Genomic DNA, 14,303 nt, shown 5'->3' with positions numbered 1-14,303 from the left:
CGCCCTTCATGTCGACGCCCGACGATCTCTTTGCCGCCCTGCCCGAACCGACCCCGCCGGCCCGTCCCGCCGGCACGCGGAAACCGGCGAAGGCGGCAGCGGCCCCGGCCGCGGCCGCGGCGCCGGCCTTCACCGAGGCGTCCTACACCGCCGCCCATATCGAGGTGCTGGAAGGGCTGGAGCCGGTGCGGCGGCGGCCCGGCATGTATATTGGCGGCACCGACGAGAAGGCGCTGCACCACCTCTTCGCCGAGGTGATCGACAACGCCATGGACGAGGCGGTCGCCGGCCACGCCACCTTCATCGAGGTGGAGCTGGAAGCGAGCGGCTTTCTCACCGTGACCGACAATGGCCGCGGCATCCCGGTGGAGGAACACCCCAAATATCCCGGCAAGTCGGCGCTGGAGGTGATCCTCACCACGCTGCACGCGGGCGGCAAGTTCGACAGCAAGGTGTACGAGACCTCCGGCGGCCTGCACGGCGTCGGCGCCTCGGTGGTCAACGCCCTGTCCGACGTGCTGGAGGTGGAGGTCGCGCGCGGGCAGGTGCTGTACCGCCAGACCTACCGGCGCGGCCTGCCGCTGGGCCCGCTGACCGAGGCGGGCCGGGTGCAGAACCGGCGCGGCACCCGCATGCGCTTCCACCCCGACCCGCAGATCTTCGGCGAGGAAGCCCGGTTCAAGCCGGCGCGCATCTTCCGCATGGCCCGCTCCAAGGCCTATCTGTTCGGCGGCGTCGAGGTGCGCTGGCAGTGCGACCCCGCCCTGGTCGCCGGCACCGAGGTGCCGGACCGCGCGGTGTTCCGCTTTCCCGGCGGCCTCAAGGACTATCTCGCCGCCGACATCGAGGGCCACACCCTGGTCCACCCGGAGATCTTCGCCGGCAAGACCGCCCGCACCGGCGGCCATGGCTCGGTGGAATGGGCGGTGGCCTGGCTGGGCGACGCCGATGGCGGCGTCTCCTCCTACTGCAACACCATTCCCACCGCCGAGGGCGGCACCCATGAGGCCGGCTTCCGCGCGGTGCTGCTGCGCGGCCTGCGCGACCATGCCGAGCGCACTGGCAACGCCAAGCGCGCCGCCACCGTGACCGGCGACGACATCATGGCCGGCTGCGCCGCCATGCTCTCCGTCTTCGTGCGCGAGCCGGAATTCCAGGGCCAGACCAAGGAGAAGCTCGCCACCGCCGAGGCCGCCCGCATCGTCGAGAGCGCGCTGCGCGACCCCTTCGACCACTGGCTCGCCGGCAACCCCACCCAGGCCAGCCGGCTGCTCGACTGGGTGGTGGAGCGCGCGGAGGAGCGGCTGCGCCGCCGGCAGGAGAAGGAGGTCTCCCGCAAGACCGCGGTGCGCAAGCTGCGCCTGCCGGGCAAGCTGGCCGACTGCTCCAACAATGCGGCGGCGGGCTCCGAGCTGTTCATCGTCGAGGGCGATTCGGCCGGCGGCTCCGCCAAGCAGGCCCGCGAGCGGCAGAACCAGGCGGTGCTGCCGCTGCGCGGCAAGATCCTGAACGTCGCCAGCGCCGGGCGCGACAAGCTCGCCCAGAACCAGCAGCTCGCCGATCTGATGCAGGCGCTCGGCTGCGGCAGCGGCACCCATTACCGCGAAGAAGACCTGCGCTATGAGCGCGTGATCATCATGACCGACGCCGATGTCGACGGCGCCCACATCGCCTCGCTGCTGGTCACCTTCTTCTACCGCCAGACCCCGAAGCTGATCGAGAACGGCCACCTCTTCCTCGCGGTGCCCCCGCTCTACCGCATCACCCAGGGCACGAAGACGCTGTATGCCCGCGACGAGGCCCATCGCGACCAGCTGCTGGCGAGCGAGTTCAGCGGGCGGGGCAAGGTGGAGATCGGCCGCTTCAAGGGCCTTGGCGAGATGATGCCGGCCCAGCTCAAGGAAACCACCATGAACCCGCGCACCCGCACCCTGCTGCGGGTGACGATCGACGACGCCGAGCGCGCCGCGGTCGCGGATGTCGTGGAGCGGCTGATGGGCAACAAGCCGGAGAGCCGCTTCGCCTTCATCACCGAGCGCGCGGCCTTCGCCGGCGAGGAACTGCTGGACATCTGACGCCGGCGGCGGCGCCGGCTTCTCGCGCCCGCCGACGGCTTCCGCGCGCCGCTCAGCGGCGCCGGTTTGATTCCCGCGCCGCTCAGCGGCGCTCCAGCGCGATGCGGGCGGCGAGGCCGAGGAAGATCGCGCCGGTGGCGTAGCGCAGGCCCCGGGCGACCGCGCGGCGGGACTCCAGAAACCCGCCGATCCGCCCGGCGAAGCCGCCGACCAGCAGGTTCACCGCGGTGCCGCCGGCGTTGAACAGGCTGCCGAGCAGGAGGAACTGCAGGAAGGTGGAGCCGCGGCCGGGGTCGACGAACTGCGGCAGGAAGGCCAGCATGAACACCGCGACCTTGGGATTGAGCAGGCTCACCACCACCGCCTCGCGCCATGCCGTCCAGCACCCGCCCGGCCCCGCCGCGGCCGCCGCGACCGGATCGCCGGCATGGCGCACGCTCTGCACCGCGAGCCAGACGAGATAGCCCACCCCGCCCCAGCGGATCACCTCGAACGCGCCGGGATGGGCGGCGAGCAGGGCGGCGAGGCCAACGCCCGCCGCCAGCGTGTGGATCAGCGAGCCGGTGGCGATGCCGAGGCTCGCCGCCATGCCGGCGCGCCAGCCCGCGCGCATGCCCTGCCCGAGGCAGAACAGCATGTCGTTGCCGGGGGTGAGGTTGAGCGCCAGGGCGGCGGGAAGGAAGACGGCGAGGGTGTCGGGTGAAACCAGCATGGCGCGGCCTCAGCGCTGCGGCGCCGGCGGGCTGTCCACCGGCTCGGGCCTGGGGTCTATGGCCACGATCTCGGCGGTGCCGAAGGGCAGCTCCACCTCGTCGCCGACCGCGCGGCCCAGCAGCAGCCGCGCCACCGGCGCGCTCCAGCCGATCCGGCCGGCCCGCGGCTCGGCCTCATCCTCGCCCACCAGCCGGTAGCTGCGGCGGCGGCCTTGCTCGTCCTCGATCGTCACCGCCATGCCGAGCGTGATGCGCTCGGCCTCCGCCGGCGGATCGACCGGCTCGGCGCTGGCGCGGCGGGCCGACCAGTAGCGCAGATCGCGCGAGGCGCGGGCGATGGCGTCGCGGTCGCCCGCCACGGTGGCGGTGGCCAGCGCCTCACGCAGCACCTCGATCTCCCGCTCGATGAGGGCGAGCCCGCGCCGGGTGACGAGGTTGCGGGCCGGGCTCACCGGGCGCTCGGGCAGCGCATCGGTGCCGGAATCTTCGTTCACGAAGGCACGGCTCATGGTCTTTCCTTCGGCCCCCACCGCCGCACCGGCCCGTTAAAAGGCTTGACAGCGGTGAATATCATTGACTCTGCGGGCTTAATGCATATGTTGCGTTGCGTCGTCCGGCTGTACCGAATAAATGCGCTCCGCGCGAAGACGATGCAATCCGCCCCCGGTTACGGCTCGGGGTTCCGGTGAGCGGTGCGCTGCCGCAGAATTGACCCTAGATGCTTTTCAATGAACTTGGCCTGAGCGAGAAGGTGCTTTCGGCCGTCGCCGACGCAGGCTACACCGAACCGACGCCGATCCAGGCCCAGGCCATTCCCCATGTGCTGGCGCGCCGCGACGTCCTCGGCCTCGCCCAGACCGGAACCGGCAAGACCGCCGCGTTCACCCTTCCCATGCTGACCCTGCTGGAGCAGGGCCGGGCCCGGGCCCGCATGCCGCGGACGCTCATTCTGGAGCCGACCCGCGAGCTGGCCGCGCAGGTGGAAGAGAATTTCGTAAAATACGGCAAGAACCACAAGCTGAACGTCGCGCTGCTGATCGGCGGCGTCTCCTTCGGCGACCAGGACACCAAGCTGGTCCGCGGCGTGGATGTGCTGATCGCCACCCCCGGCCGCCTGCTCGACCATGTCGAGCGCGGCCGGCTGCTGCTGTCGGGCATCGAGATCCTGGTGATCGACGAAGCCGACCGCATGCTGGACATGGGCTTCATCCCGGACATCGAGCGCGTCTGCAAGCTGGTGCCCTTCACCCGGCAGACCCTGTTCTTCTCCGCCACCATGCCGCCGGAAATCCAGCGGCTGGTCGCGCAGTTCCTCTCCAACCCGGTCCAGATCGAGGCCTCGCGCCCCTCCTCCACCGCCTCGACCATCACCCAGCAGCTCGTCGCCGCCGGCAAGGAAGACTTCAGCAAGCGCGAGACGCTGCGCGAGCTGATCAACTCGGCCGAGAACCTGCAGAACGGCATCATCTTCTGCAACCGCAAGAGCGAAGTCGCGGTGGTGCACAAGTCGCTGGTCCGGCACGGCTTCAAGGCGGTGGCACTGCACGGCGACATGGACCAGCGCTCGCGCATGCAGGCGCTCGACCAGTTCCGCACCGGCGAGGCCACCCTGCTGGTGGCGAGCGACGTCGCCGCGCGCGGGCTCGACATCCCGGCGGTGAGCCACGTCTTCAACTACGACACCCCCCACCACGCCGAAGACTATGTGCACCGCATCGGCCGCACCGGCCGCGCCGGCCGCAGCGGCGCCGCGCTGACCCTCGTCACCCATGCCGACGTCAAGTCGCTGGCCGCCATCGAGAAGCTGATCGGCCGCTCCATCGAGTGGCGCGGGCCGGCTCTCGGCGAGGCGCCGCCGCGCGCCGAGCGGACCGAGCGGACCGAGCGCAGCTCCAGCCGCGGCGAGCGCGGTGGTGAACGTGGCAGCGACCGTGGCGGCGAGCGCGGCGAGCGCCGTGGTCCGCGCGTCGCGCGCCGTCGCGGCGCCGAGGCCACCCCGGCCGAGGCCGCGCCCGAGGTGGCGGAGGCCGAGGTCGAGGCGGCCACGCCGGCCGCCGCGCGCCGCAAGCCGGCCGCCGCCCGCGCGCCTCAGGTCGATGCCGCCGCCCCGGCGAAGGACGAGGCCCGGCCCACCCGCGCCCCGGCCAGCCCCGGCCGCGCCGCCACCAACCCCGCCCCTGCCCGCGCCGCGGCCAACCCCGCCCCCGGCCGCGCCGCGGCCAGCACCACTCCTGCCCGCGCCCCGGTGAACCCCACCACCGCGCGCCGCCCGGCGGCGGAACGCCCGGCCCGCAACGACGAGCCGGCCGACACCTCCCACCTGCCGGCCTTCCTGCTGCGGCCGGTGAAGTTCAAGACCGGCTGAGCCGGCGGCCCGCCGGGCCTCCCCTCGAACGCGGCCGGGCCTCCCCTCGCACGCGAAGGCGGGCTTCCCGTCAACGCGAAGGCCCGCCCGCCGCCCGGCAGCCAGACGGAAGCGGCGGCCAGCCAGCCCGCCTGCCGTCCGCCCGCCCTGCCGGTGGCCGCCTGTTATCCCGGCCCTGCCGGTGGCCGCCTGTTATCCCGGCCCTGCCGGTGGCCGCCCGTCATCCCGGCTTCGGGGCGGCGGCCATGCGCTCGCGCAGATGGCTCGCCAGATCCGCCTTCAGTGCCCCCACATCGCCAGAGCGGGCCCAGGCGGAGAACACGACCTCCACCCGGTCGATCAGGATCTTGCCGAAGCCCGCGCCCGGCGCCGGCGTGGCGAGCGCCCGCGCGTCGGCCCGCAGGAAGGCCAGCCCGTCCGCCATCACCGCGGCGCTGTCGATGTCCGGCTTCAGCTCCACCGCGAGGTCGAGCCGGCGCTCGCCATAGGCGCTCTGGTTCACGATGGCCGCGCCCCACACCTGCCCGTTCGGAATCAGCACCTGCACATTGTCGCCGGCGGCCAGCTCGGTGTTGAACAGGGTCAGCCCCTTCACCGTGCCGGCCCGGCCCGCCAGCTCCACCGCATCCCCCACCCGGAACGGGCGGAACAGCAGCAGCATCACCCCCGCCGCGAGATTGGAGAGCGTGCCCTGCAGCGCCAGGCCGATCGCCAGCGAGGTCGCGCCGAGCACGGCGATGATGCTGGTGGTCTGGATGCCGAAGCGCTGCAGCACCGCAATGCCGACGAACACCAGCACGGCATATCTGGCGAGGCTGGAGAGAAAGCCGACGATGGTGGGGTCCACCCGCCGGGTCGCCGCCAGCGCCCGCTGGACAAGGCGCTCCACCAGCCGCGCGATCCACCAGCCCGCCACCATGAGGCCGATGGCGTAGAGCACGTTGAGCCCGTAGAGGATGAGGAGGTTGCCGAGCCGTTCGAGATCCATTCCGTTCTCCTGACCTGTGACGGTCTGGAAACGGCCGAGGCGGCGAAGGGTTCGAGAAAGTGGCGCCCTCAGCCGCGCGGGCCGGCGCGACGGCCCCCGGCCGGCAGGCGCCGCGCCTGCGCCACCGCGAGCGCGCGGCGGGCGAGTTCGGCGGCGGTGTCGGCATCCTCCAGCGCGGCCGAGGGCATCGACCAGTAGCCGAGCACGACCCGGCGGCCCTGGCGGTCATAGGCGAAGGGCGTGCTGCCCGCCGCCTCGAGCGCCTGAGCGAGCGCCGCATCCGCCTTCAGATAAAGCTCGCCGTCCACGACGAGGGCGAACATCACGCCGTCAGCATAGATTCCGAGGCCGCCGAACATGCGGCGGAGGGCAACGGGGCCGAAGGCGGAGAAAATCTCCTCGATATCGGCCCGCTCCATGGCCGGATCAGGCCGGGGCGCCGGCCGCCACGTCCCGCGCCGGGGTGATGGCGACGGATTCGCCGCAGCCGCAGGCGGAGGTCTGGTTCGGGTTGTTGAACACGAACTGGGCCGACATCTTGTCGGCCTTGAAGTCCATCTGCGTTCCGAGAAGGTAGAGGATCGCCTTGGGGTCGATCAGCACCTTGACGCCCTTGTCCTCGATCACCTCGTCGAAGCGGCCGGGCTGGTCGGCGAATTCCATGGTGTATTCCATGCCGGCGCAGCCGCCATTCTTCACCCCGACGCGCAGCCCGAAGACCGGCGTTTCGGAACGTTCGATGATGGCGCGCACCCGGGCGGCGGCGGCATCGGTGAGGCTCATGACAGGGGGGCGGGAACGCAGTTCGGCCATTTGACGTCTCTCCCAATCCTCGCCGGTTCAAGGCCGGCGGATCAGCTCGCCTTAAGATGGGGGAGGCGCGGCCCCGGAGCAAGATGCGCGTGCGGCCGGCGCCTCAGTAGTTCGGCCACAGGCCGGGGGTCGCGAGTTCTACCAGATGGGCGTCGGGGTCGCGGAAATAGAGGCTCACGCCGCCACCCTTCCAGTCCACCCGCCCCTCCAGCGCCACGCCCCGCGCCGCCAGATGGGCGATCCAGTGGGCAAGGCTCCCGGCGGGAATGGCGAGCGCGTAGTGCAGCGGGCCGGCGCCGTCATGCGGGGGGATGATGCCCTCCGGCATCCGCACCGGCTCCCGCGTCGCCCCGCGCAGGAACAGCAGCAGCACGCTGCCCGGACCGGCGCGATAGGCGCAGAAGCGGGCGTCCGCCACCATCGGCACCAGCCCGAGCACGCCTTCGTAAAAGGCGCGGGCGCGGCCGATATCGTCGACATAAAGCCCGGTCTCCAGCACGCCGGAGATCGGCGGCGGCGCCGGGGTCACCGGATGTTCGCCGGCGCCGGTCACCACAGGTTCAGCGTCAGCCGGGCCTCCTCCGACATCCGGCCCTGGTCCCAGGGCGGGTCGAAGGTGAGGTTGACGTTGACGCCGGACACCCCGCCGACGCTGGCGACGGCGCCTTCCACCATGCCGGGCAGCTCGGCCGCGGAGGGGCAGTTCGGCGTGGTCAGCGTCATCTCGACCGCGACCTGGCGGTCATCGGCGATGTCGACCTTGTAGATCAGCCCGAGTTCGTAGATGTCGACGGGGATTTCCGGGTCGTAGACGGTCTTCAGCGCGGCGACGATGTCGTCGGTCAGCCGCTCCAGTTCCTCGGCCGGAATCGAGGAGGCGATGGTCGGCGCGTTGGGCGCCTCGGTGACGGTCTCGCTCATGCGAACAGGTCCTGAGCCTTGGCGAGGGCGTCGGCCAGCCGGTCGACCTCCTCCCGCGTGTTATAGAGCGCAAACGACGCCCGGCACGTCGCTGTCACCCCATATCGCCCGAGAAGCGGCATTGCGCAATGGGTGCCGGCCCGCACCGCCACGCCGGCGCGGTCGATCACCGTCGCGATGTCGTGGGGGTGCGCGCCCTTCATGTCGAAGGCGACGATGGCGCCCTTGCCGGGGGCGTCGCCATAGATGCGGATCGAGTTGATGCGGGAAAGCCGCTCCTTGGCATAGGCGCCGAGCGAAGCCTCATGCGCGGCGATCCGCTCGCGGCCGAGGCTTTCCATATAGGCGAGCGCGGCGCCGAGCCCGATCGCCTGCACGATCGGCGGCGTGCCGGCCTCGAAGCGGTGCGGCGGCTCGCCATAGGTGACGCCCTCTTCGGTCACGGTGCGGATCATCTCGCCGCCGCCTTCATAGGGCGGCAGCGCCCGCAGCCGCTCGATCTTGCCGTAGAGCAGGCCGATGCCGGTGGGGCCGTAGAGCTTGTGGCCGGTGACGCCGTAGAAATCGACGCCGAGGTCCTGCACGTCCACCGGCATGTGCACGGCGGCCTGCGCCCCATCCGCCACCACCACCGCGCCGACCTCGTGGGCAAGGCGGGCGATCTCCTTCAGCGGCGTCACCGTGCCCAGCACGTTCGACATATGGGTGACGGCGACCACCCGGGTGCGCGGCGACAGCAGGGCCTTGTAGGCCTCCATGTCGAAGCTGCCATCCTCCAGCAGCGGCACCCAGCGGATCACCGCGCCCTTGCGCTCGCGCAGATAGTTCCACGGCACGATGTTGGAGTGGTGCTCCATGATGGAGAGGATGATCTCGTCCCCCTCCCCGATCGACGGGCCGAGCGAGGAGGCCACCAGATTGATCGCCCCGGTCACCGAGCGGGTGAAGATCACCTCGTCCAGCGAGCCGGCATTGAGGAAGGCCCGGCAGCGCTCGCGCGCCTCCTCATAGGCCTCGGTCATCGCATTGGCGAGGTAGTGCAGGCCGCGGTGGACGTTGGAATATTCGTTCTCATAGGCGTAGCGCATGCGGTCCAGCACCTGGACCGGCTTCTGCGCCGAGGCCGCATTGTCGAGATAAACCAGCGGCTTGCCGTAGACTTCCTTGGCGAGGATCGGAAAGTCCGCGCGAATGCGGGCAACATCATAGCCGCCATCGGCAACCGCGGGATGGGCGGAGACAGGGCGCGTTTCGACCATGGGTGGCCCCCTCCTGGAGGGCATCGGCAAAGGCATCGTCCCGCCGGCGATCCGGGCATGGCGGGAGCCGGGCCGCTCGCGACCCGTTGCGGGAGCGCTCCGGGATGTCGACAGGACATCCCGGATACGGTCAGGAAAGGCGGAAGGCTCAGCCCCGCGCCTTCAGCCAGGCTTCCGCCTGCTCGATCAGCGCGTCGCGCAGGCCGTCATGCTCGACGGTCTCGATCGCCTCGCCGACAAAGGCCTGCACCAGCAGGCTCTGGGCCTCCTTCAGCGGCACGCCGCGGGCCTGCAGGTAGAACAGCAGGTCGTCGTCGATGGCGCCGCAGGTGGCGCCGTGGCCGCACTGGACGTCGTCCGCGAAGATCTCGAGCTCCGGCTTGTTGTCCATCTCGGCATCGTCGCCGAGCACCAGCGCGCGGCTCATCATCCGCCCGTCGGTCTTCTGCGCCGCCTGGCGGACCACGATCTTGCCCTGGAACACGCCGCGGCTGGAATCGTCCAGCACGTGCTTGAACAGCTCCCGGCTCTCGCAGCCCGGCACCTGATGGTCCACGAACAACGTGGAATCGGCGTGCTGGCGGCCCTTCAACAGCACCGCGCCGTTGAATGCCACCTGGCTCGCCTCGCCGACGAGATTGGCATAGAGCGAGGTGCGCGCCACCGCCGCGCCGCTGGTGAAGGCGAAGTCGTGGAGCTGCGCCTCGCGCCCGACCTCGAACAGCAGGGTCGTCAGACTCACCGCCGCCGGGCCGAGCGCCTGGATGCGGACGACATCAAGATGAGCGTGGTCGCCGACATAGAATTCGGTCGCACTGTTCACCTGATCGGCCTGACCAGTCACACTCTCGAAGGTCTCGACGACGGTCGCGCGGGCGCCCTCGCCGACCACCACGAGCGAGCGGGCATAGCTCGCCGCGGGGCCCTGCCCCACCGCCACATGGGCGATGTGGATCGGCCGCGCGAGCGTCGCGCCGGGCGCGACATGAACCAGCACACCATCCCCCGCCAGCGCGGTGTTGAGCGCCAGCGCGGCGTCGTAGCGGGCCGGCACGAGGCCGCCGAGCCGGCTCAGCCGCTCGTCGCCCGCGGCCACCGCCGCCGCCAGCGGAAGGAGACTAAGCCCTTCTTCCAGCTCGGAAAAATCCGACAGCTCCGGCACCACCGCGCCATTGGCGACGACGATGCGGCGCACCAGCGCGCCGGCCAGGAGACGCGCCGCCGCCTCGGCCTCGGCGACGCCGGCGGGACCGGCGACCGGCACCGCCTCGCGCATCAGGGTGCGCAGGTCGGTGTATTTCCACTCCTCCACCCGGCGGTGCGGCAGGCCCTGCTCGTTGAAGCTGCGGGCGGCGCTGCGGCGCAGCTCGTTCAGCCGCCCGGGCGCGGACGGCACCTGCTCAAGCGCGGCGCTCAGCGCCTGCTCGGCGGGGGTCCGCATCAAACGGATCTCAGCGCTCATCGCCACCCCCTCACGCCGCGTCCTGCTGGTACTCGGCATAGCCATTGGCTTCGAGCTCCAGAGCCAGGTCCTTGCCGCCGGAGCGGACGATGCGGCCCTTGTTCATCACGTGCACGAAGTCCGGCACGATGTGATTCAGCAAGCGCTGATAATGGGTTATGACGATCATGCCGCGGTCGGGCGAGCGCAGCGCGTTGACGCCTTCCGAGACGATCTTCAGCGCGTCGATGTCGAGGCCGGAGTCGGTCTCGTCGAGGATGCAGAGCTTCGGCTCCAGGATCGCCATCTGGAGGATTTCCATCCGCTTCTTCTCGCCGCCGGAGAAGCCGACATTCACGCCACGCTTGAGCATGTCCTGCGAAATGCCCAGCGCGCCGGCCTTTTCCCGCACGAGGCGCAGGAAGTCCGGCGTGGAGACCTCCTCCTCGCCCCGGGTCCGGCGCTGGGCGTTGAGCGCGGCGCGCAGGAACGTCATGGTCGCGACGCCGGGCACCTCAATCGGGTACTGGAAGGCGAGGAACACGCCCTTGGCGGCCCGCTCGTCGATCTCCATGGCGAGGAGGTCCTCGCCATCCAGCGTCACCGCGCCGTCGGTGACCTCATAGTCTTCCTTACCGGCGAGGATATAGGACAGCGTCGACTTGCCCGAGCCGTTCGGGCCCATGATGGCATGGACCTCGCCGGGATTCACCTTCAGGGAGAGGCCCTTGAGGATTTCCTTGCCGTCCTCGCCCTCGATCTTGGCGTGGAGATTGTCGATATCGAGCATGGCCATTTCATCAATTCCGTTCTGGGCGCCACATCCCGCCCCGGCTGCGGCCGGCGGCGGGGAGCGCACGTGTCATCCTGGGGAGCCCCCGGGAGCGGCCGCACCGCGCCCGGGACGACGATCGAAGAAGGGCCTCAGCCCACCGAGCCCTCAAGGCTCACCGAGATCAGCTTCTGCGCCTCGACCGCGAACTCCATCGGAAGCTGCTGCAGCACGTCCTTGACGAAGCCGTTCACGATCAGCGCCGTCGCCTCCTCGTCGGAAAGCCCGCGCTGACGGCAGTAGAACATCTGGTCCTCGGAGATCTTCGAGGTGGTGGCCTCGTGCTCGAACTGGGCGCTGGCGTTCTTGCTCTCGATATAGGGAACGGTGTGCGCCCCGCACTTGTCGCCGATCAGCAGGGAGTCGCAGTTCGTGAAGTTCCGCGCCCCGGTCGCCTTGCGGTGAGCCGTGACGAGACCGCGATAGGTGTTGTCGGAATAGCCCGCCGCGATCCCCTTGGAGATGATCCGGCTGGTGGTGTTCTTGCCGAGGTGGATCATCTTGGTGCCGCTGTCGACCTGCTGGCGGCCATTGGAGATGGCGATCGAGTAGAACTCGCCGCGGCTCTCGTCGCCACGCAGGATGCAGCTCGGGTATTTCCAGGTGATGGCGGAGCCGGTTTCAACCTGCGTCCAGGAGATCTTGGAGCGGGCGCCACGGCAGTCGCCACGCTTGGTGACGAAATTGTAGATGCCGCCCTTGCCGTCCTTGTCGCCGGGGTACCAGTTCTGCACCGTGGAGTACTTGATCTCGGCGTCGTCGAGCGTTACCAGCTCGACCACGGCGGCGTGAAGCTGGTTCTCGTCGCGCATCGGCGCGGTGCAGCCCTCGAGATAGCTGACATAGGCACCTTCGTCGGCGATGATCAGGGTGCGCTCGAACTGGCCGGTGTTCCGCTCATTGATGCGGAAATAGGTGGACAGCTCCATCGGGCAACGCACGCCCTTCGGCACATAGACGAAGGAGCCGTCGGAGAAAACCGCGGAGTTGAGCGTGGCGAAGTAGTTGTCCGTCACCGGAACCACCGAGCCGAGATATTTCCGCACCAGCTCGGGGTGCTCGCGCACCGCCTCCGAGATCGGCATGAAGATCACGCCGGCCCGCGCCAGCTCCTCCTTGAAGGTGGTCGCAACCGAGACGCTGTCGAACACGGCGTCCACCGCGACGCGGGTTCCCCCGGTCGATTCGATGCCCAGCAGCGCATCGCGTTCGCGCAGCGGGATGCCAAGCTTCTCATAGGTGGCGAGAATCTCCGGATCGATGTCGTCGATCGACTTGGGGCCCTCCTTCGCCTTCGGCGCGGAATAGTAATAGAGGTCCTGATAGTCGATGGGGGGGTAGCTTACCCGCGCCCATTCCGGCTCCTGCATGGTCTGCCAGCGACGGAAGGCGTCGAGACGCCACTCCAGCAGCCACTCCGGCTCGTTCTTCTTCGCCGAGATGAAGCGAACGGTGTCCTCGGTCAGTCCCTTGGGTGCCTTCTCGGACTCGATGTCCGTGAAGAACCCATACTTGTACTGATCGACGTCGATGGAGCGGACCTGCTCCACAGTCTCCTGTACGGCCGGCATCGTCTTTCTCCTTTCCCGCGCGGGGTCAAGGCCCACGGGTCAAGTCCACCTTGAAGAACGCAGCGCGCGGCGCTGCGGTAGGCACGTCAGGCCGCGCACGCGCGGCGAATGCATCAGGCCGCTCGGGCGCGGCGCAGCAGGCCCGGCAGCACCCGGCGAAACACGCCCAGCGCCCGTTCGACATCGGCCTCGTCGCTCGACCAGCCGAACGACAGGCGGATGGCGGAGCGCGCGATGCGCTCTGGAACACCCATGGCGTCGAGCACATGGGACGGCCCAACCTTCCCCGAGGAACACGCGGCTCCGGCGCTTGTAGCCAGCCCGGCAAGATCGAGCGCGATGACCATCGTCTCGGCCGGAACGCCGGGAAGGGCTATGCATGAGGTGTTCGGCAGCCGATCGACATCGCCGACCAGCAGCACCAGCTCGGGGAACTCGCACCTTAGAGCGCTTTCAAGCCCATCGCGCAAGGCCGCAACACGGCCGATTTCCCCATCTAGATCGCGCAGGGCACAAGCCGCCGCCGCGCCGAAGGCGGCAATGGCCGGCACATTCTCGCTCCCCGCACGACGCCCCCGCTCCTGCCCGCCGCCAGCGAAGACCGGATCGGGCCGAAGGTCCGGGTCGGCAACGACGAGCGCCCCGGCCCCCGGCGCACCGCCGATCTTGTGGGCGGAAAGCGACAGCAGGTCGACACCCAGGGCGTTCATGTCGACACCGATGCGGCCAGCGGCCTGTACTGCGTCCGTGTGAACCAGCGCACCCTGGAGATGGGCCCGGCGGGCCGCCTCCGCAACCGGCTGGAGCACGCCGGTCTCATTATTGGCGAGCATCACCGACAGCAGAACCCGGCGTCCGGCCCCGGCATGCCGGGCAAGAGCCTCATCCAGCGCGTCCAGCCGCAGCCGTCCGCGGGCATCCACGGGCAAGAGCTCGACCCGTTCGGGGGGGAAACGATGGCCGCGCAGCACGCCGGCATGCTCCACCGCAGTGACCAGCAGCGTATCAAGCGCCAGCGGCTCCCCGCCCCGCGCATAGGCCGGGGTAAGGGCGAGAGCGTCCGCCTCGGTGCCGCAGGATGTGAAGATCACACCGCGCGGATCCGCCCCGACCAGCGCCGCCACATGGCCGCGCGCCTCCTCGATCCGCGCCCGCGCCGCCCGCCCCTCGCCATGGATGGCGGAGCCGTTGCCGGCGGCAGCCAGCGCCGCCCCGAGCGCCGCGACGGCCTGCGGGCGGGCGGGAGCTGTGGCGTTGTGGTCGAGATAGGTGCGGTCGTTCATCGTCTCTCGGGGGTCACGGCGACGGGAGGGATCGGGTAAAGC

At 70.1% G+C, this 14,303-nt stretch carries 14 protein-coding genes; 2 read left to right on the top strand and 12 right to left on the bottom strand.

The window, feature by feature from the left end; all coding sequences use genetic code 11:
• The first annotated feature begins 8 nt into the window (after nucleotides 1-8).
• Nucleotides 9-2,075 (top strand): DNA topoisomerase IV subunit B, encoded by a 2,067-nt coding sequence (gene parE, locus KHC27_RS15090; protein WP_213340212.1) that lies wholly within the window; start codon nucleotides 9-11, stop codon nucleotides 2,073-2,075.
• A gap of 82 nt (nucleotides 2,076-2,157) precedes the next feature.
• Here parE and KHC27_RS15085 read toward each other — a convergent pair whose 3' ends face one another.
• Nucleotides 2,158-2,787 (bottom strand): LysE family translocator, encoded by a 630-nt coding sequence (locus tag KHC27_RS15085; protein WP_213340211.1) that lies wholly within the window; start codon nucleotides 2,785-2,787, stop codon nucleotides 2,158-2,160.
• Nucleotides 2,788-2,796: 9 nt separating this feature from the next.
• Nucleotides 2,797-3,297, bottom strand: a complete 501-nt coding sequence (locus KHC27_RS15080; protein WP_213340210.1) for a GreA/GreB family elongation factor — start codon at nucleotides 3,295-3,297, stop codon at nucleotides 2,797-2,799.
• Nucleotides 3,298-3,506: 209 nt separating this feature from the next.
• Between KHC27_RS15080 and KHC27_RS15075 the strand changes: the two genes are divergently transcribed.
• On the top strand, nucleotides 3,507-5,153 hold the full coding sequence (locus KHC27_RS15075; RefSeq protein ID WP_213340209.1) for a DEAD/DEAH box helicase: 1,647 nt from the start codon (nucleotides 3,507-3,509) through the stop codon (nucleotides 5,151-5,153).
• Nucleotides 5,154-5,373: 220 nt separating this feature from the next.
• Here KHC27_RS15075 and KHC27_RS15070 read toward each other — a convergent pair whose 3' ends face one another.
• The 10 genes from KHC27_RS15070 to KHC27_RS15025 all read right to left on the bottom strand — a co-directional run bounded on the left by KHC27_RS15070 (nucleotide 5,374) and on the right by KHC27_RS15025 (nucleotide 14,261).
• Nucleotides 5,374-6,141, bottom strand: coding sequence for a mechanosensitive ion channel family protein (locus KHC27_RS15070; RefSeq protein WP_213340208.1), 768 nt, complete (start codon nucleotides 6,139-6,141; stop codon nucleotides 5,374-5,376).
• A 68-nt stretch (nucleotides 6,142-6,209) separates the two neighbouring features.
• Complete coding sequence (locus KHC27_RS15065) at nucleotides 6,210-6,560, bottom strand: TfoX/Sxy family protein (protein WP_213340207.1); 351 nt, start codon at nucleotides 6,558-6,560, stop codon at nucleotides 6,210-6,212.
• Nucleotides 6,561-6,567: 7 nt separating this feature from the next.
• The gene (sufA, locus tag KHC27_RS15060) at nucleotides 6,568-6,954 is read right to left on the bottom strand and encodes a Fe-S cluster assembly scaffold SufA (protein ID WP_246519965.1); all 387 of its coding nucleotides are present in this window, start codon (nucleotides 6,952-6,954) and stop codon (nucleotides 6,568-6,570) included.
• Nucleotides 6,955-7,057: 103 nt separating this feature from the next.
• Entirely contained in the window at nucleotides 7,058-7,507 is a 450-nt protein-coding gene (locus KHC27_RS15055) for a VOC family protein (protein WP_343210919.1), read from the bottom strand.
• Nucleotides 7,504-7,875 (bottom strand): SUF system Fe-S cluster assembly protein, encoded by a 372-nt coding sequence (locus KHC27_RS15050; protein WP_213340206.1) that lies wholly within the window; start codon nucleotides 7,873-7,875, stop codon nucleotides 7,504-7,506. Before KHC27_RS15050 ends, KHC27_RS15055 begins: the two co-directional genes overlap by 4 nt.
• Nucleotides 7,872-9,134, bottom strand: coding sequence for an aminotransferase class V-fold PLP-dependent enzyme (locus tag KHC27_RS15045; protein WP_213340205.1), 1,263 nt, complete (start codon nucleotides 9,132-9,134; stop codon nucleotides 7,872-7,874). The genes KHC27_RS15050 and KHC27_RS15045 overlap by 4 nt, the downstream gene beginning before the upstream one ends.
• Nucleotides 9,135-9,282: 148 nt before the next feature.
• The gene (sufD, locus tag KHC27_RS15040) at nucleotides 9,283-10,596 is read right to left on the bottom strand and encodes a Fe-S cluster assembly protein SufD (protein ID WP_213340204.1); all 1,314 of its coding nucleotides are present in this window, start codon (nucleotides 10,594-10,596) and stop codon (nucleotides 9,283-9,285) included.
• Nucleotides 10,597-10,606: 10 nt separating this feature from the next.
• Nucleotides 10,607-11,365, bottom strand: coding sequence for a Fe-S cluster assembly ATPase SufC (gene sufC, locus KHC27_RS15035; RefSeq protein WP_213340324.1), 759 nt, complete (start codon nucleotides 11,363-11,365; stop codon nucleotides 10,607-10,609).
• A 134-nt stretch (nucleotides 11,366-11,499) separates the two neighbouring features.
• Nucleotides 11,500-12,978, bottom strand: a complete 1,479-nt coding sequence (gene sufB, locus KHC27_RS15030) for a Fe-S cluster assembly protein SufB (RefSeq protein WP_213340203.1) — start codon at nucleotides 12,976-12,978, stop codon at nucleotides 11,500-11,502.
• A gap of 113 nt (nucleotides 12,979-13,091) precedes the next feature.
• Nucleotides 13,092-14,261 carry a cysteine desulfurase family protein gene (locus KHC27_RS15025; RefSeq protein WP_213340202.1) on the bottom strand — a complete coding sequence of 390 codons (1,170 nt, stop codon included), beginning with the start codon at nucleotides 14,259-14,261 and terminating at the stop codon, nucleotides 13,092-13,094.
• Nucleotides 14,262-14,303: the final 42 nt, after the last annotated feature.

Source organism: Ancylobacter lacus (assembly GCF_018390635.1).
GTDB classification, from domain to species: Bacteria; Pseudomonadota; Alphaproteobacteria; order Rhizobiales; family Xanthobacteraceae; genus Ancylobacter; species Ancylobacter lacus.
This window is presented reverse-complemented; position numbering and strand designations above follow the sequence as displayed.

What these genes read in the sequence shown, in the direction of transcription:
- KHC27_RS15075 (WP_213340209.1), top strand. Translation starts at nt 3,507, where the DNA reads ATGCTTTTCAATGAACTTGGCCTGAGCGAGAAGGTGCTTTCGGCCGTC.
- KHC27_RS15045 (WP_213340205.1), bottom strand. Translation starts at nt 9,134, where the DNA reads ATGGTCGAAACGCGCCCTGTCTCCGCCCATCCCGCGGTTGCCGATGGC.
- KHC27_RS15050 (WP_213340206.1), bottom strand. Translation starts at nt 7,875, where the DNA reads ATGAGCGAGACCGTCACCGAGGCGCCCAACGCGCCGACCATCGCCTCC.
- KHC27_RS15085 (WP_213340211.1), bottom strand. Translation starts at nt 2,787, where the DNA reads ATGCTGGTTTCACCCGACACCCTCGCCGTCTTCCTTCCCGCCGCCCTG.
- KHC27_RS15025 (WP_213340202.1), bottom strand. Translation starts at nt 14,261, where the DNA reads ATGAACGACCGCACCTATCTCGACCACAACGCCACAGCTCCCGCCCGC.
- KHC27_RS15070 (WP_213340208.1), bottom strand. Translation starts at nt 6,141, where the DNA reads ATGGATCTCGAACGGCTCGGCAACCTCCTCATCCTCTACGGGCTCAAC.
- sufD (WP_213340204.1), bottom strand. Translation starts at nt 10,596, where the DNA reads ATGAGCGCTGAGATCCGTTTGATGCGGACCCCCGCCGAGCAGGCGCTG.
- KHC27_RS15080 (WP_213340210.1), bottom strand. Translation starts at nt 3,297, where the DNA reads ATGAGCCGTGCCTTCGTGAACGAAGATTCCGGCACCGATGCGCTGCCC.
- parE (WP_213340212.1), top strand. Translation starts at nt 9, where the DNA reads ATGTCGACGCCCGACGATCTCTTTGCCGCCCTGCCCGAACCGACCCCG.
- sufC (WP_213340324.1), bottom strand. Translation starts at nt 11,365, where the DNA reads ATGCTCGATATCGACAATCTCCACGCCAAGATCGAGGGCGAGGACGGC.
- sufA (WP_246519965.1), bottom strand. Translation starts at nt 6,954, where the DNA reads ATGGCCGAACTGCGTTCCCGCCCCCCTGTCATGAGCCTCACCGATGCC.
- KHC27_RS15065 (WP_213340207.1), bottom strand. Translation starts at nt 6,560, where the DNA reads ATGGAGCGGGCCGATATCGAGGAGATTTTCTCCGCCTTCGGCCCCGTT.
- sufB (WP_213340203.1), bottom strand. Translation starts at nt 12,978, where the DNA reads ATGCCGGCCGTACAGGAGACTGTGGAGCAGGTCCGCTCCATCGACGTC.